Below are 14,920 nucleotides of genomic sequence, written 5' to 3' on the forward strand. Positions count from 1 at the left end.
GGCCTGCGCCCACACCACTCAGATCAACCTCAACCATCCACACATCATCTCGGCTCAACCAAGCCCTGTACACCCGGCCCACACAGGACGCTTACCTTCTTTCAGATTGGAGTTCAGGAGTTTTACGATCTTCGGCAATCCAAGCGCAGTCGCCATCGAGATGCACGCCTCATAGCCTGCAATCTCGTAGTGTTCGGTGCGAAGTGCTGCCCCGATGAGCCCAGCTTCAAAGGAGGAGCCCTCTTCGTCTTCCTCAAGAGCGTCCTTGCCCTCTTCGATCACGCCTTCCATGCCGTTGCAGTGTTGGCCGGTCGGCTTCTCGCCCAGCTCAGCAAAGACTTTTTTCAAACGCTCGACCTGGCCTTTGGTCTCGGTCAGATGCGCGGTGAAGATGGATTTGAGTTTCGGGTTCTTCGAACCCTTCGCGAGCTTAGGGAGTGCTTTTACCAGTTGGTTTTCAGCGCTGTACATATCGCGCAATTCGTCGATCAAACTGTCTTCAATGCCATTGTGTCGTCATCTCCATGAGGTATTAAGAAACCATTTTATGAGATGCCGAATCTCAAGCACTGTCCAATTCCCTGTTCTCAGGCCTTATCGAACGGTATGGCGAGGATCTCTTTCACAATGCCGGACAGCCGGTCGATATCGTGGGCGAGCTGCAGCCCGAGCGTCTTCGAATCGTCTTCAGGAGTTCCCTGCGATACCAGGAAGGCTGCGTTTGTCATGCCCTGGAGCGGGTTGTTGATCTCGTGCGCCAGCTTATGAGCCATCTGAGCCGCCGCCGCGTTGCGTTCCTGGGCGATGATCCGGGCGTGCATCTTTTGTTGCTTGTAGCCCATTGCCGCGAAGTCGGCGAGCATGGTCATGAGCCGAGCATCGTTTTCATCGAAGGCTTCAGCGCGATCGTGAGCCATCACGAAGATGGTTCCGCGAGTTTCCTCTGTCTTCCAGGGAAGAAGGATACCATCGAGCACGGGAGGAGCCTCGACCCCAAGGATGTCGAAAAACTTCTTCTTGACCGTGAAGTGCTGGGGATGGCCTCGCTCCAGACATACGCCGTAGGCGCTCGGGTAACGAGGCAGGATCGCGTCCATGAAGCCTGAATAGACCCCAGCAGTTGCGATCCAGTGATAGAACTCCTCGTCGCTCCCATTTTCCCGCTCGATACTGATTCCCGCACTCTCAGCGCCGCAGAGATCGACGGCAGCGTTCACCAGCTCTTGGAGGATCGTCTCCGGTCGCTCTAGCAGGGCTTTGGAGAGCCGCTGAAGCCCTAACATCTGGACCCCAATGTCTCGTGTATGCAGTTTCCGAGCGGAAAAGGCCGTATCGATTCTCAAATCGAGGACTTCGAGGCCGGTCTCGTCCAATGCAATCTGCATGACTCTCCAAGAAGGGGGCTGACCACATCAGTATGCGGCTCGGCAACGGCGGCGCACAAGAAAAACAAGCAAAGGCGGCGTACAAAGTGCTCGAAAGCGAATGACGCTAGTTTTTCAGCTCTCGAATAGCGTTCAGGAGGTCGGTAGGGTGGATGGGCTTTGCTAGGAGGGAGAAGTCATGGCCGCCTTTACGGGCCGAAGCGAGCAAATCGGCGGTGGCTGCTTGTCCAGAAAAGAGCAAAACCTTACAGGATGGGGCTTTCTTCTTGAGTTGAATGGCAAGTTCGATGCCGCTCAGTTCGGGCATCACCACATCTGAGATCAAAAGGTCCGGAGTTTTTTCGTCGGCGGCGCTCAGCGCATCGAGGGGATTCGTAAAGGCGACTGCGGCAAAGCCGCTGTGTTTCAAAATCGTGGTCAGCGTCGACGCGATCACTTTCTCATCATCCACTACAAAAACCCTGATTTCTGGCCGGTCGTTCATCGTTCCCTCTCGATCAATCCTAGTCCTACGTGCGCGTCCTACGTCTCTTTGCGTGCTGTTTTGGGGCCCCGAGTCATGCATTCGGCTTTGATCTTTTCGTACTTCGCCTGCAGTTCGTCGAGTTCGAGATCGCTCAGGTTCTCAATGTCGATCATCTGATCTCTTGCTTTGTCGATCGCTCGAATGAGTTCGTTGAGCTTTAGATTGATCGCCCTGGCGTCGCGATTCTGCGTGTTCTGAATAAGAAAGACCATCAAAAACGTAACGATCGTTGTGCCCGTGTTAATGACGAGCTGCCAAGTGTCGGAAAAGTGAAACAACGGCCCCGTCAAACCCCAAATCACGATGATGAGCCCAGCTGCAGCGAAAGCCCACTTCGACCCCAGCCAGCCGGAGGCCGACGCCGCGAAGCGCCCAAACCAGTCGTTTGTCGTTCGAACCTGAACTTCTATTGGCTCATTGCCCATCCCCTAATCCTCATTCTGCTCTTCTGCGATTGGAATCGCGGTTGATGATTGTACAAACCCCAACGAAATCATAACGACGCCTAATAAACATCAAAGCCTATTTGTACATCCAACCCGAGAACTGAGAGACCTTTCCCCTCAGGCATCTGATAGAGGGCCTAGTTGGAGCGGATGGAAGACAGAATCAAGGAACTAGAAGACCGGTTAGCACGGGCCGAGAGCGCGCTCGAACGGAGCGAGCGACTTGCCGTTGCGAGCCGCTATGCGAGCGCGATTATGCACGAGGTCAACAATCCTCTCGAGGCGATCACAAATCTGGTCTACCTTACTAAGCTTCAGAAGGAGCAGCCTGACCTAGTCTTCGAAAACATGAATGTAATTGAAGATCAGCTCAAGACCTTGGGGAGAGTAACTAGCCAAGCGCTGACATTTCATCGCGAGCAGCAGACAGCAAAGGAGATCGATCTCGTGGAGATTGCGGAATCCGCGTTGAAATTGCACAGTGACAAGCTGCTTCGTCATGGGGTCGTGGTCTCGCGACGGTATCGTGGTCCAGCAAGAGCTACCGTGTTCGGGAGCGAAATCCTGCAAGTCGTTTCTAACCTTATTCTCAACGCCGTCGATGTGTTGGAGGATGGAAAAGGCCATATCTGTGTCAGCGTGAAACGATGCCCAGATTGTATCCACATCACCGTCACCGACAACGGCCCCGGCATACCGGAAGGCTTTGCGTCACGGCTCTTCGAGCCTTATGTCACCAGCAAAGCGTCCGGCACGGGGTTGGGCCTTTGGCTTTCGAGCCGCATCATCGCCAAACATGGCGGAACACTCCGTTTTAGAACCTCAAGAACCGGAGGCAGGACCGGCACAACATTTCGAATCAATCTTCCGCAATCGGGGTAGTCAAATTGCCTCGAGAGCTGAGCCAATCACGCTTTGTTGGCCGAAGTCTCAGGGGCCGGATTTTCCTCAATCGCAACTTCGGCCCCCTTAACTAAAGCATGCGTCAGTCCGCATTGTGGGCAGGAGCGCCCTTTGCGATGCAGAATCTGAGAAACGAGGAAGACCTTGCCGCAGGCATAGCAGCAGATCGCGGCGTTGTTGCCGTACCAGTCTTCCCGAAGCGAGAGATTGTTCTTATCGAGGAACCTCATTAGCTGATCTTAGGACAACCCGCGGCTAGAAAGAAGACACTAGCGTCTGTTCCCGAGAGCCTAAGTAGATGAGATCGAAGCATTACAATCGGCGTTGTTACTCGTCATTTCACCCGCCACAAGCAGGATGTTGAAGAAAAGCACTAAGCAGGCAAGGCATTCAGCCTAGAACGCAGGAACCCATCGACTCACGCCGAACACTGACATGAGCCGATGACTCTGACGGATTGTCAGCCAACAACTGAGGTTATTCGTCAGCTATGCCGGGGTCTGGCGTGTCTTCACCAAGGGCCGTCGCAAGCGCATTCAAGTGGTCGGACTCGTCACGGAGGATTTCACGAAGATCTTCTCCGAGCGCAAACTGATTCAGTTCCTCCGCCTGCCGCACACGGCGGCGATAGTTTCTGATCGTCTCCTTCTCGTTGTCGAGATCGAAACGTAGCATCGCTTTTGCTTCGTCACTCGTCTTGACGGCTTTGGCGGTGACAGCTGGCATTCCGCCGAGGAGGTCGATCCAGTAGCTCAGCTTTAATGAATGAGTGAGTTCTTCTTTGGCGTGCACCTCGAGTTCGTCTGCGATGTTCATGTACTCGGCACCTTTCAGCACCTGAGAGTAATTGACGTAAGCTATGACAGCTTGAAATTCGCGCTCCAGATCCTGATTGAGGAGTTCGATGAGCTTTTCTTTGGTTATAGGAAATTGTGGATTCTTTACCATGATTTGCGTGCCTTCCTTGAACCTGATCTTCGAGGTTTGATGCAAACGCCAGTGAACACTCGCGCAGAGGCCGCGGAATCGTCATCTGTTATTGGCTCCCTTTCGCACGAGACGGCCAAGCGATTCGAGGTCGCGCTCGCCATGCGATTGACGCATAAATAGATCCGCCTCCTGAAAGCGTCTTGAGACGGACTCATTCATCGAGAGGGGTTGTGGTCCGTACGCGCGAGAAAATCGACGAAGGATATCGGAACCCGACTGTTCCACCATGTGACGGAGCTGGAGCGCTCGACGCTCGGCGCTGATCCTATCTGTGGGTGAAGCATCGATCTCATCACCGGCCGTATTCAGAAGAGAAAGCAAAGCCCAGACGTTGGCTTCCATTGCGCCTAGATGAGCCAAAGTGTGAGCATCGTCTCGCTTGCTGGCGAGGGCGAAGTCAACCAGCCCGGCAACCCCTCCGGCCCAACAGGCCGCGGGGCCACACGCACCATGCCAAAACCCTGGTCTCTCCAAATACCAAGCCGGTCCGCCCACCTTCGCATCAGCATCAACACGCACTCCAGAGAATGTCACGCTGCCGGTCTGTGTGTTCCGGAATGCATCTGTCTGCCAAATTGTCAGATCGCCTTCAAGGTAGGGCTGATTGACCCGTAGGTCCACCTCGACCAGAAGCTGCTCCGGGTCGCCGACAGTGATAAGTGCTCGATCGGCCAAACCTATACCACTGCAAAAAGGCTTTCTCCCGTTTAGAACGTGACCGTCATCTGCCCGAGTTAGACGAAGAGGACTTGCTGGAACCTCTGAAGCCCATACGGCATAGACTTCGCCTTCTTTAGCGGATCTACCCGCCTCGGCAAGGATTGCCAGGGCATCCCAGTGTGCCTCCGCAATCTTTGCCAAACTTATGTCTTCGCGTGCCGTCTCAGCCAGTAGGCGATGCCGTTGCGCTGTACGGCCTGATCCGGGGAGTGGGATTTTTACCTGTGAGACAAGCTCTCGAAGGCGCAATTCTAGGGTTTTGCAACTCATATAACTAGCTCGTTGTGGGCAGAGAGCGCTCCCGCGAACCCGAGTGGGGCACGGCCGATTCGCCTGCCGCTCGTGAGTACGCGTAATCTTGCGTCGGCGATGTGATTCTGACCTGCTAAGCGAAGCCGGCACCACAAGTCATGATCCTCAGCAGTCGCCAAATCTTGCCAACCACCCGCGAGCAGGTAGGCATCAGCTCGTACTCCGAGATTCGCCCCATGAACGTGTGGATGGGTGCCATCAGGGTGTAGGAGGTACGAGAGTCGAAAGCGTTCCGGAACAGCTTTGTTATGCTCCTCGAACGAATCCACATCAATGATTCCAGCTACCGCTGCGTATCCCGCTTCCGCCCAAACCAACTGATCGACCAACCACGTCTCAGGTACCTCACAATCTGCGTCGGTGTTTGCCAACCAGCACCTGGCAGTTGGAACATTGGATCGATCAAGCGACAACCGAGCTCCTAAAGAGCGGGCTGACCCAACGCAACCGGCGTCTGTCTCAACAACCACACCGGCATGCCGGAGCGTTTCGCTCGCAAGAGCGAAGGTGCTATCCGCCGATTGATCAGCGACGACTACGACATCACTGGTCACGTTCGCTGGAAGAAATGCTATCGCCGTAAGAATGGAACGAAGGCAGCGAGGAAGAAGTTCTTCTTCGTCCCTGGCAGGTATAACGATGGCGATGTGCCATGGGGTCATCATAGGCGGACAAACCGATCCAGGCGCAGAGCTTGACTCCGTGTTGAGAGTGTCGATGAGATTCCAGGATGGGCACGTAGCACCTCGTGAACCTCATCGCCAGATATGCTGTGATGTTCCGACGTGCCCAACCAATGTGCCGCGACAACCACTGCGCCAGGTGCAAGCCTATCCAATAGGCGCCAAGAGATCGCCTGCCAAACTCGCCTAGAAAAGTAATAGCCGATCTCACTAAGGACTAAGAGATCGAACTCTCCATTGAATGCATCGGTGATCGACGCGCAACGAACATCCACTTGGGCCAGGGATGCACACCGCGTCTTGGCCTGAAGCGCTGCAGGAGCAGAGAAATCGAAAGCCGTCACCAAATCACAGTGCCTTGCAAGCTTTTCGGTAAGCACTCCGATGGAGCAGCCAGGCTCAAACGCATGGCGGTAGCGGCGGTCCGAGATGGAGAAATAATCTGCTCATAGCGAGCCAGCTCATAAGCATCGCTTGAAAAGTTCCACGGATCAGCCTTATTGAGATACTTTGCGTCGAAAAACTCCGGCGACGAAAAATTGGTCACAGTTGAGTTGATCACTGGAGATAGACCTCGAACGCTCGACGCGCCGGTTCGAGGAGCCCAGCAGATAAGATCGGTTGACCATCTGCGTGCACAAACTGCGATTGATGAGCGCTTAGCGCACTCGCCTTCATTTCGATCTCCGAATCTGTAAGCGGCAATGCTACGAACGCTCGATCGCTGAGGAGCCCAGGAACTCCGCGATGCCAGGCCCAAAAGAGATAAAAGGAAATGTCGATGCCGTACTCCGATGCGATCCGTTGCCCAGCGCGGCCGGTCGCCTCGTGATCCGGATGGAAGTCGAGTGGCCAAGGCGCGATGATGTGGGTGTTCGCCGAAACGAGGGGTTCCAGGAGCGCTAAAAGCCTGCCTTCGTGGAGGCTCACGTCCCGGTCGGGGAGACCGAGTCTGTAGATCGAAGATCCCGGAACGCCCAGACGGCGAAGAGCCTCGATCTGTTCAGGTACTCGAATCTCGCCCAGGCCTTCTGTATCCGAGTAAGCATTCTCACCATCGGTCACAGCAACCACGCTCACCGGAACATTCCGCTTTCGCAGTCGCGCGATCAACCCGCCGGCGCCCAGAGTCTCGTCGTCAGGATGAGGGGCTAGAACGATTGTGGGAACGAGTGGTGGATCCCAGATAGGAATCTTCTGCAGAAGCGGAAGCCATTCGGATTCTGTAGTGATAGGGACGATCGTAGGCATATACGCGGAGAGAGCTCCAGGTTCGCTTGCGAAAAAACTCTAAGAGGTGGGGCAAGTTCTCGGAAAACTCAAAGCTAACAGCGCGATATGACGCTTAAAGCAACGCGGAGTATGCATTCCGTCGTCGAAAAACTAAAAACGACAAATTGCATTCCGCTTACGTCCACTTTGGCATCCCACTGCCAGCGACTCCATCAACGCGAACCTTCCACCGCCGCGGGACGATCCGGCCCTGTACCAAGCGCAACATCCCAGAGAGGGGCGACGATGTCCAAGGCAAAACCTAAGAAGGCGTCAGCAGCAGTTCCAGATCAGCAAGTAGGAGTCGGTGGCGAGCTCCATCAGGTTTCGGGCGGGGCTCACCCCCAAATGACGAACCAGCGGGGACTCGTCGTCGGCGACGACGAGAACTCTCTCAAGGCCAATCCCCGTGGCCCTGTCCTGATCGAGGATCATTTCCTCGTCGAGAAGACGCAACACTTCGACCATGAACGCATTCCAGAGCGAGTCGTACACGCGAGAGGATTTGGCGCGAAGGGATACTTCCAGCTGACCGACTCGCTAAAGGGTATTACGAAGGCCCGCGTTCTCACGCAGTTGGGCGTAAAGATACCTCTCTTCACCCGCTTCTCCACAGTTGCCGGCAATATGGGATCTGCTGACACCGCACGCGACGTGCGAGGCTTCGCGGTAAAGATGTACACGGACGAAGGCAACTGGGACATCGTCGGGAACAACATCCCAGTCTTTTTCATCCAGGACGCCATCAAGTTCACGGATCTGATCCATGCCGCAAAGCAAGAGCCGGACCGAGGATTTCCGCAAGCGCAGACCGCTCACGACACGTTCTGGGACTTTGTCTCCCTGGTACCGGAGTCGACACACATGCTTATGTGGATCATGTCCGACCGAGCGATTCCCCGCTCGTTCCGAATGATGGAAGGTTTTGGTGTACACACCTTCCGTCTGATCAACGAAGCGGGGGATTCTACTTACGTGAAATTCCATTGGCGTCCTAAGCTTGGAATGGCATCGGTCATCTGGGATGAAGCGCTCAAGATTTCCGGGGCGGATCCGGACTTCCACCGCCGAGACCTCTGGAACGCGATAGCTGAAGGCAACTTCCCTGAGTGGGAACTTGGAGTGCAACTGTTCGATGAGGACTTCGCGAACAAGTTCGAGTTCGACGTTCTCGATGCAACCAAGCTCATCCCAGAAGAAACTTTACCTCTCAGAATCATTGGAAAGATGGTTCTTGATCAGAACGTCGACAACTATTTTGCTGAAACTGAGCAGGTCGCATTCGCGACAACGGACGTCGTTCCCGGCATCGATTTCTCCAACGATCCACTGCTTCAAGGGCGCAACCTCTCGTATATCGATACCCAACTGAGTCGCTTGGGTGGACCAAACTACGAGCAGATTCCAGTGAACGCCCCTCGTTGCCCTATGAGAAATATGCAGCGCGACGGCCACATGACCATGATCCCGCAGCTTGGCAGGGTTTCCTACTCTCCCAGCTCCCTTGAATCGGACACGCCACGTCAAGATCCGGCAAATGGTTTCAGCTCTTTCCATGCGGCGGAGCAGGGCGACAAGCTGCGCATCAGACCAGAATCCTTTGCTGACCACTTTTCGCAAGCGCTGATGTTCTTCAACTCACAGACTGAAACTGAGCAGAATCACATCGTCTCTGCCTTCATCTTCGAGCTCAGCAAGGTGGATACAAAAGCCATTCGAGAGCGGATGGTGGGACAGCTTGCGAATGTGAGTTCAACAATCGCTCAAAGAGTGGCGGAGGGACTAGGGATGCTTGGGCCCATCAAGCCGACTGCGACCACAGTTGCGGCGAGAACTGACCTGCCGCCCTCGGATGCTTTGAGTATCGCCAAGAAGATGATTCCTGGCCTCTCGACCAAAGTGATCGGCTGTCTGGTCGCAGATGGATCGGATGCCAAAGCCGTATTGGCGCTTCAGAAAGCAGTGATTGCGGCAGGGGCGAGTCTGAAGATCATTGCTCCGAAGATCGGTGGCGCAATCGCATCAGACAAGACTCTAATTGAAGCGGACTTCCAGCTCGCAGGAGGACCATCCGTTCTCTTTGACTCCGTCTGTGTATCTCTTTCCGAGGCCGGGGCCACCCTTCTTTCTACTGAAGCGGCAGCAGTAGCGTGGGTTCACGATGCATTCGCTCACCTCAAGGTAATCGGAGCGAATACGGCTTCTAGATCTCTTCTTGCAGCGGCGGGCGTGGTTGAAGATGAAGGAGTCGTAATCGGAAACAACACGAAGTCCTATCTTTCGAGGGCCGCCCAAGGTCGAATATGGGATCGTGAGCCGAGCGTTCGCACTGTCTATTAAACGGAAGCCGGTTGCCCAGACCGTGCCGCGTTCGAACTGTATAGTATTCCCGCGACAAAAATGCAGGTGAACCAGTTTCGTATTTCTTCGAAAGAAATGGTGAGATCATGCCGCAAATATCAGCCTCAACTCTAGATCACAGCATCTCGGAAAATCCAGAAGCAAATGCTTCGGGAGTGTCCTGGTCAGCAGTGATCGCAGGAGCGTTTGTCACTGCAGCCCTCTACCTTCTTCTTCTTTCGTTGGGAGCAGGGCTCGGACTCTCCTCCGTATCCGTCTGGTCGAATCAAGGCGTCTCAGCATCAACGTTTGGAACGGCGTCGATTTTGTGGATCATCTTCGTGGAGATCGTAAGCTCTGCCATGGGCGGTTATCTCGCTGGGCGCCTGCGAACAAGATGGACTGTGATCCACGGGGACGAGGTCTACTTCAGAGACACCGCCCACGGCTTTCTTTCCTGGTCAGCAGCTCTGGTCGTTACAGCTGCAGTCTTGGGGTCGGCTGCAACCGTGATGATCGGTGCTTCATCGTCGGAGGGCGGGCTTGAGGGAAAGGCAACGCAGCGACCAAACTCTTATTTTGTCGATTCAATCCTCCGAAACGACACGTCCAAGCCTGAAGCTGACTCAGCGGCGGTATACGACGAGGTTGCCACTATCTTCGCCTCTTCTCTAAAGCATGGAGATCTCACCGGCCCAGACAAGAGTTATTTAGGCCACCTCGTCAGCGTACGAACTGGCCTGAGTCAGAGTGACGCCGACCAACGCGTATCAGACACTTACGCAGCCTTGAAGCAAGCCACCGAGGCAGCTCGAAAATCCACCGCACACACTCTTCTATGGATCTTCATTGCTCTGCTTATTGGCGCATTCTGTGCCAGTTTCGCCGGGACCATTGGCGGCAAGCAGCGCGATAAGGTCGTTATCCTTTAGTGAACCGAGACCATCCAGCTTTATAGGAGTCAACCATGCGCTCAATTCTGCTCTTGCTTCTCGGGGTTCCAATTCCCATCGTGATCTTGATCGCTCTGTTTAGCCACTAGTAGACAGCAAAGACTTTAGAAGATCGTGCGATCCGGAGCTCGACCCCTGAATCGGAGACAATTGTCCTGAAGCGGCTTCGACAATCGAACTGACTTCAATCTCAAAGAGAATATGAGAGACGATCATCGTAATCGCAAGCTGGAACGTCAACTCGATCAAAGCAAGATTGGACCACGTAACGACATGGCTCAAGTCGCGGAATCCAGATGTGCTTCTGTTACAAGAACTCAAAGGAACCGAGTTCCCTTCTGAAGTCTTCCAGAATCTTGGCTTCGAGAGTGTCGCAGTGACCCAGAAGGCTTACAACGGTGTCGCGATCCTCTCGAAGTCGCCCATCGAATCCGTCAGCAATGCACTCTCGGGCGATGAAACGGATACGCACGCCCGGTATCTCGAGGTCATGGTCTCTGGCATCCGCATCGTCGACATCTACTTGCCAAACGGGAACCCGATCGGAACGGAAAAGTTCGATTACAAGCTTGCTTGGATGGAACGGTTACTCGTGAAGATGAGCGCATGGAAGGCCGGTGGCGTGCCTACCGTGGTCGGTGGCGATTTCAATGTCATTCCTGAAAACATTGACTGCCACAAACCCGCGTCCTGGATTCACGATGCTCTCTTCCAGCCCGAACCGCGAGCACTCTACCAGGCCATGCTCACCCTTGGGTACACCGATGCGTTCCGATTGCTACATGCGGAAGGCGGCCAGTTCACCTTCTGGGATTACTTCCGCCAGGCGTTCGAGAACAATCGCGGGATCAGGATCGACCACTTCCTTGTGTCCCCGTCGCTTCGATCGAAGATTGAAGCCTGCGAGATCGACAAAGGACCGCGCGCTCAACTCAAGCCATCCGATCACACGCCAATTCTGCTCACCTTACGGTGAGAGCTCACGCGTAGAGCCTTCGCGCGTCACTCAGCCTGAGGACGGTCAACTGCTCCTCGGTAAGCTCGACTTCTTCGCAGCAAGCTGGAGTCCTAGGCGACCCGAAGGCAAGTTCAGCGGAACCCTTCAGAGAACTCATCGTGCCCGGGTCAAGTTCCGCTAGCTCAAGTAGGCGAACGAAAGCTTCATCATTGTCATAGATCGATAGGACATGATCGGACCCGCCCACAGCCGTAGCGGAAACGCGTAGGGTTCCTCGAATCGTTTTGTTGAACGCAAACTTGAAACGCATCCTCTTATCCTAAATTGCAAGCTCGAACACCTCATTATGAATCAGCGCGGCCCCAGACTTCCCGCCGATCGACGGGATTCCCGCAGCGAACAATACCGATGGAGGAACAGGGCAGTCTCTCCGCGTGTCCGTTCCAGCGTTGACGACTCAGATCTCCTCTTACCGTCTTTGCAACAGCGGCTGATCAGGATGAGATCGCTCCAGTCGATCGGGATTGAATAGTTTATGCGCCGCCAGAGAGCTTGGCAGCGCTTACGGCATTGATGTGCTTTGCTAAACCCATCTTCCCAAGGAGCCAAATCCCGAAGTAATTGACATCCAGCTCGTACCAAGTCATGCCATGACGGGCCGAGGCTGGGTGAGCGTGATGGTTGTTGTGCCACCCTTCTCCCCCCGTCAGTATCGCTACCCACCAGTTGTTTCGGGACTCGTCCTTTGTCGCAAACCTTCGGGAGCCCCACATGTGCGTCGCTGAGTTAACCAACCATGTAGCATGCAGCCCGATGGTCACTCGAAGGAAAATGCCCCACATGACCCACGGCCATCCCCCAACAGCCAGGAGAGCGCAGGCCAAGACTACGAGTGGAAGCCAATGATAACGATCAAGCCAAAGAAGAAAGGGGTCTTTCATGAGATCAGGCACATATTTCTTCAACAAGACGGGCTCGGCGTGGGCTCCCGAACCATGGATCACCCATCCTGCGTGCGACCACCAGCCACCCTCGTGTGGAGAGTGTGGATCGCCTGGTTTGTCTGTATGTTGATGATGGATGCGGTGCGTCGCAACCCAAACAAGCGGTCCTCCCTCCAGGCTCAACGTGGCACAGACAGCCATCAACCGTTTGAGCCAGCGAGGTACCTCGTAGCCCCGATGTGTCAATAGCCGGTGATACCCCATTCCGATACCGACGTTGATTGCCAAGACGTAGAGAATCACTGAAACGATCAGGGCGGACCAGCTGAAAAGGAAGAGTGCCGCGAGTGCCCCTGCATGGAAAAGAACCATGAATCCCAGAATGAGCCAATTGATAGAGGCGGACTGTTTCTGTCTCGCCAATGCCATCTGCAGGGGTAAAGCATAAACGCTCGACGTTTGCGGGTCTTCGCAGGATACACGTTCCTCCTCATTTTGAAGGGTAACAACAGACGCTGATGATGAAAGGATCACATTCGTCGGACTCGGCATGCTGGATAGACGGCCGGGGAACATGTGTGGATCGTCAGACTTTTGTAATGTCTATGGCTTACGGACTCTGAAGTAAGCATTGGTTCACATCGAGAACTCGGTCATTTTTGGCCGATTCGCGAAACTGCCTGGGGCGCCTACCGTCTTGAATCTAGCGACATGACCGCATGGATAAGCGCCAAGTGGCTCAGGCCCTGGGGCATGTTTCCCAAGAAATCATTCGTTTTCACGTCGATTTGTTCACCCAGTATCCCAATGTCCTGGGGGAGAACCTTCAATGTTTCACGAATGAGGGCGTCGGCTTGTTGCCTGCGCCCAAGTGTGGCGTATGCCTCGGCCAGCCAGAAAGAACATGCGAGGAACGCTCCTTCTTCTTTCTCTGCTCCTGTGTAGCGATACAGTAAAGGTCCTTGTCCAAGCTTCTTGTGGATGGCTTCACATGTGGCTGCAAGCCGTTCTCGGTCTGGGAAACCGAAGCGAACTGCTAAAGCAAGCGATGCGTCGAGACGCACGGTTCCCGGATAGAACGTGTAGGCCGAGAGGCTTTCCGACCAGCAATTCTCATTAACCCACGTTGCAATCCGGTCTCGCTCGCGGATCCAGCGGGGCGCACAGGAAGCGGAAATATGTCCCTTCTCCGCCAGTTCCACTGCTCGGTTGAGCGCTTGCCAGGCGCTTACCTTTGACATCGTGTAATGGCGGGTTTCCTCGAGTTCCCACATGCCGGAGTCGGGTTGTCGCCACCGATCGGCGCACTCATCGGCAAGTGAAGCGAGGATCACTGCACTCTTTTGGTCCAGGATGTTGCCTGAAGCGACAAACAGCGAGACTGCCTCGAAGATGTCACCGTAAACGCCATGTTGGTTCTGAGTGCCAGCCGCATTTCCAGTGACCACGGGGTAGGATTTCTGATAGCCAGGCAAGCCCTTCTCCTGAACCGGGGGCACTGGTGTGCCATCCATGCGAAAACAGACCTTCGCTCCTGCTTCCCCAAGGCGTGCCAGTAACCATGCGACTGCCGCCTGACTTTCCGGTATCTGCCCGAGCCAGAGGAAAGCGTGCAAGGTATAGCTAGCATCCCGTACCCAAGCGTATCTGTAGTCGTAGTTTTTCTTGCCACCGATCTTCTCGGGGAGCGACGTTGTCGCTGCTGCCGCAATTGCTCCTGAAGGCGAGAAGAGAAGCAGTTTCAGAATAAGTGCACTTCTGCGCACCCAGTCGGCATACGGACCGTCATAATGCAATCCTTGCGCCCATGCCCTCCATGCCGTGTCACTCACGTCAATCCGGCGATCGATGTCTTTGGTCGAAGGAATGCCGATTGGTTGATCTTCTCCCGCAACGACAGCGATCAAGGCACGCTCGCCCCGAGCAAGTGCGGCCTCACCCAAGATGCCACGATCCCCCTGTTCCGTGATGTGGACGTTGTCGCTCGTCCTAAGCATCCCGAGGACTGGTCCCACATGAAAGATGGTTCCGTTACAGTTGGGCTGTAGCCATGGAGATGCGGTTTGATCTCTTGTCCCGCAAACGAGCGAAAGGCTAAGAGTAACTGCACCGCTCAGCACCTCGATCCTGCGGGCCAGTTCGCACCAAGGTAGACGGCCAGCCAGGCTGCTGTTCAAGGAGTCAGTAACGCGGACCACACCGGTTTCGGTCGTGAAGGTTGTCTCGAGGACATTGCTGTCCTTCCGGTAGACATGCTTTGACGCAAATGGACCCTTCGGCTGCAGAGTAAAGACTCCGCCCGCTTTTTCGTCGAGCAAAGAATCGAATAGAGGCTCCGAGTCTAGATTTGGTACGCACCACCAGCCAATCGAACCGTCGCGGCCGATCAGTGCAACGGAGCGTCCGTCTCCAATTGCTGCATAGTCTTGCAAAGGCAGAACGCGCCGGGATACATTGCCGCCAAACGGATATTCAATTGCCATGATGT

Annotated in this window: 15 protein-coding genes; 4 read left to right on the forward strand and 11 right to left on the reverse strand. The window is 54.8% G+C overall.

Translation table 11 applies throughout. The features are described 5' to 3' along the window. Positions 1-54: 54 nt before the first annotated feature. The 4 genes from HDF16_RS25220 to HDF16_RS25235 form a co-directional block, all read right to left on the reverse strand. A complete protein-coding gene (locus HDF16_RS25220; RefSeq protein WP_246410040.1) occupies positions 55-492 on the reverse strand; it encodes a ferritin-like domain-containing protein in 438 nt (145 codons plus the stop codon). Between the two features lie 95 nt (positions 493-587). Continuing rightward, entirely contained in the window at positions 588-1,385 is a 798-nt protein-coding gene (locus tag HDF16_RS25225; RefSeq protein ID WP_184222875.1) for a GAF domain-containing protein, read from the reverse strand. A 106-nt stretch (positions 1,386-1,491) separates the two neighbouring features. After that, the gene (locus HDF16_RS25230) at positions 1,492-1,869 is read right to left on the reverse strand and encodes a response regulator (RefSeq protein ID WP_184222877.1); all 378 of its coding nucleotides are present in this window, start codon (positions 1,867-1,869) and stop codon (positions 1,492-1,494) included. A 38-nt stretch (positions 1,870-1,907) separates the two neighbouring features. After that, positions 1,908-2,336 (reverse strand): low affinity iron permease family protein, encoded by a 429-nt coding sequence (locus HDF16_RS25235; protein WP_184222878.1) that lies wholly within the window; start codon positions 2,334-2,336, stop codon positions 1,908-1,910. 171 nt (positions 2,337-2,507) lie between these two features. Here HDF16_RS25235 and HDF16_RS25240 point away from each other — a divergent pair, with 171 nt between their 5' ends. Continuing rightward, a complete protein-coding gene (locus HDF16_RS25240; protein ID WP_184222880.1) occupies positions 2,508-3,239 on the forward strand; it encodes a sensor histidine kinase in 732 nt (243 codons plus the stop codon). A 26-nt stretch (positions 3,240-3,265) separates the two neighbouring features. Here the strand turns inward: HDF16_RS25240 and HDF16_RS25245 are convergent, their stop codons facing one another. The 5 genes from HDF16_RS25245 to HDF16_RS25265 form a co-directional block, all read right to left on the reverse strand. Continuing rightward, positions 3,266-3,490 carry a hypothetical protein gene (locus tag HDF16_RS25245; protein WP_184222983.1) on the reverse strand — a complete coding sequence of 75 codons (225 nt, stop codon included), beginning with the start codon at positions 3,488-3,490 and terminating at the stop codon, positions 3,266-3,268. Positions 3,491-3,737: 247 nt separating this feature from the next. Further along, on the reverse strand, positions 3,738-4,208 hold the full coding sequence (locus HDF16_RS25250; protein ID WP_184222882.1) for a ferritin-like domain-containing protein: 471 nt from the start codon (positions 4,206-4,208) through the stop codon (positions 3,738-3,740). A gap of 1,028 nt (positions 4,209-5,236) precedes the next feature. After that, positions 5,237-5,947, reverse strand: a complete 711-nt coding sequence (locus HDF16_RS25255; RefSeq protein ID WP_184222884.1) for a glycosyltransferase — start codon at positions 5,945-5,947, stop codon at positions 5,237-5,239. After that, positions 5,944-6,345, reverse strand: a complete 402-nt coding sequence (locus tag HDF16_RS32155) for a class I SAM-dependent methyltransferase (RefSeq protein WP_184222886.1) — start codon at positions 6,343-6,345, stop codon at positions 5,944-5,946. The genes HDF16_RS25255 and HDF16_RS32155 overlap by 4 nt, the downstream gene beginning before the upstream one ends. A 178-nt stretch (positions 6,346-6,523) precedes the next feature. Then, positions 6,524-7,216, reverse strand: coding sequence for a PIG-L deacetylase family protein (locus HDF16_RS25265; RefSeq protein WP_184222888.1), 693 nt, complete (start codon positions 7,214-7,216; stop codon positions 6,524-6,526). A 267-nt stretch (positions 7,217-7,483) separates the two neighbouring features. Here HDF16_RS25265 and HDF16_RS25270 point away from each other — a divergent pair, with 267 nt between their 5' ends. From HDF16_RS25270 to xth, 3 genes are all read left to right on the forward strand, one after another. After that, positions 7,484-9,577 carry a catalase gene (locus tag HDF16_RS25270; RefSeq protein WP_184222890.1) on the forward strand — a complete coding sequence of 698 codons (2,094 nt, stop codon included), beginning with the start codon at positions 7,484-7,486 and terminating at the stop codon, positions 9,575-9,577. A gap of 176 nt (positions 9,578-9,753) precedes the next feature. After that, positions 9,754-10,509, forward strand: coding sequence for a hypothetical protein (locus HDF16_RS25275; protein WP_221313163.1), 756 nt, complete (start codon positions 9,754-9,756; stop codon positions 10,507-10,509). Positions 10,510-10,750: 241 nt separating this feature from the next. Next, complete coding sequence (xth, locus tag HDF16_RS25285; protein WP_348641433.1) at positions 10,751-11,506, forward strand: exodeoxyribonuclease III; 756 nt, start codon at positions 10,751-10,753, stop codon at positions 11,504-11,506. A 515-nt stretch (positions 11,507-12,021) separates the two neighbouring features. Here xth and HDF16_RS25290 read toward each other — a convergent pair. Beyond that, a complete protein-coding gene (locus HDF16_RS25290) occupies positions 12,022-13,008 on the reverse strand; it encodes an acyl-CoA desaturase (RefSeq protein ID WP_432432284.1) in 987 nt (328 codons plus the stop codon). A 113-nt stretch (positions 13,009-13,121) separates the two neighbouring features. Continuing rightward, on the reverse strand, positions 13,122-14,915 hold the full coding sequence (locus tag HDF16_RS25295) for a glycoside hydrolase family 15 protein (RefSeq protein ID WP_184222894.1): 1,794 nt from the start codon (positions 14,913-14,915) through the stop codon (positions 13,122-13,124). Positions 14,916-14,920: the final 5 nt, after the last annotated feature.

Source organism: Granulicella aggregans, assembly GCF_014203275.1.
Taxonomy (GTDB): domain Bacteria; phylum Acidobacteriota; class Terriglobia; order Terriglobales; family Acidobacteriaceae; genus Edaphobacter.

Excerpts from the sequence above, each read along its gene's own strand:
- HDF16_RS25225 (WP_184222875.1), bottom strand. The coding sequence starts at position 1,385 with ATGCAGATTGCATTGGACGAGACCGGCCTCGAAGTCCTCGATTTGAGA.
- HDF16_RS25230 (WP_184222877.1), bottom strand. The coding sequence starts at position 1,869 with ATGAACGACCGGCCAGAAATCAGGGTTTTTGTAGTGGATGATGAGAAA.
- HDF16_RS25235 (WP_184222878.1), bottom strand. The coding sequence starts at position 2,336 with ATGGGCAATGAGCCAATAGAAGTTCAGGTTCGAACGACAAACGACTGG.
- HDF16_RS25240 (WP_184222880.1), top strand. The coding sequence starts at position 2,508 with ATGGAAGACAGAATCAAGGAACTAGAAGACCGGTTAGCACGGGCCGAG.
- HDF16_RS25245 (WP_184222983.1), bottom strand. The coding sequence starts at position 3,490 with ATGAGGTTCCTCGATAAGAACAATCTCTCGCTTCGGGAAGACTGGTAC.
- HDF16_RS25250 (WP_184222882.1), bottom strand. The coding sequence starts at position 4,208 with ATGGTAAAGAATCCACAATTTCCTATAACCAAAGAAAAGCTCATCGAA.
- HDF16_RS25255 (WP_184222884.1), bottom strand. The coding sequence starts at position 5,947 with ATGATGACCCCATGGCACATCGCCATCGTTATACCTGCCAGGGACGAA.
- HDF16_RS25265 (WP_184222888.1), bottom strand. The coding sequence starts at position 7,216 with ATGCCTACGATCGTCCCTATCACTACAGAATCCGAATGGCTTCCGCTT.
- HDF16_RS25270 (WP_184222890.1), top strand. The coding sequence starts at position 7,484 with ATGTCCAAGGCAAAACCTAAGAAGGCGTCAGCAGCAGTTCCAGATCAG.
- HDF16_RS25290 (WP_432432284.1), bottom strand. The coding sequence starts at position 13,008 with ATGTTCCCCGGCCGTCTATCCAGCATGCCGAGTCCGACGAATGTGATC.
- HDF16_RS25295 (WP_184222894.1), bottom strand. The coding sequence starts at position 14,915 with ATGGCAATTGAATATCCGTTTGGCGGCAATGTATCCCGGCGCGTTCTG.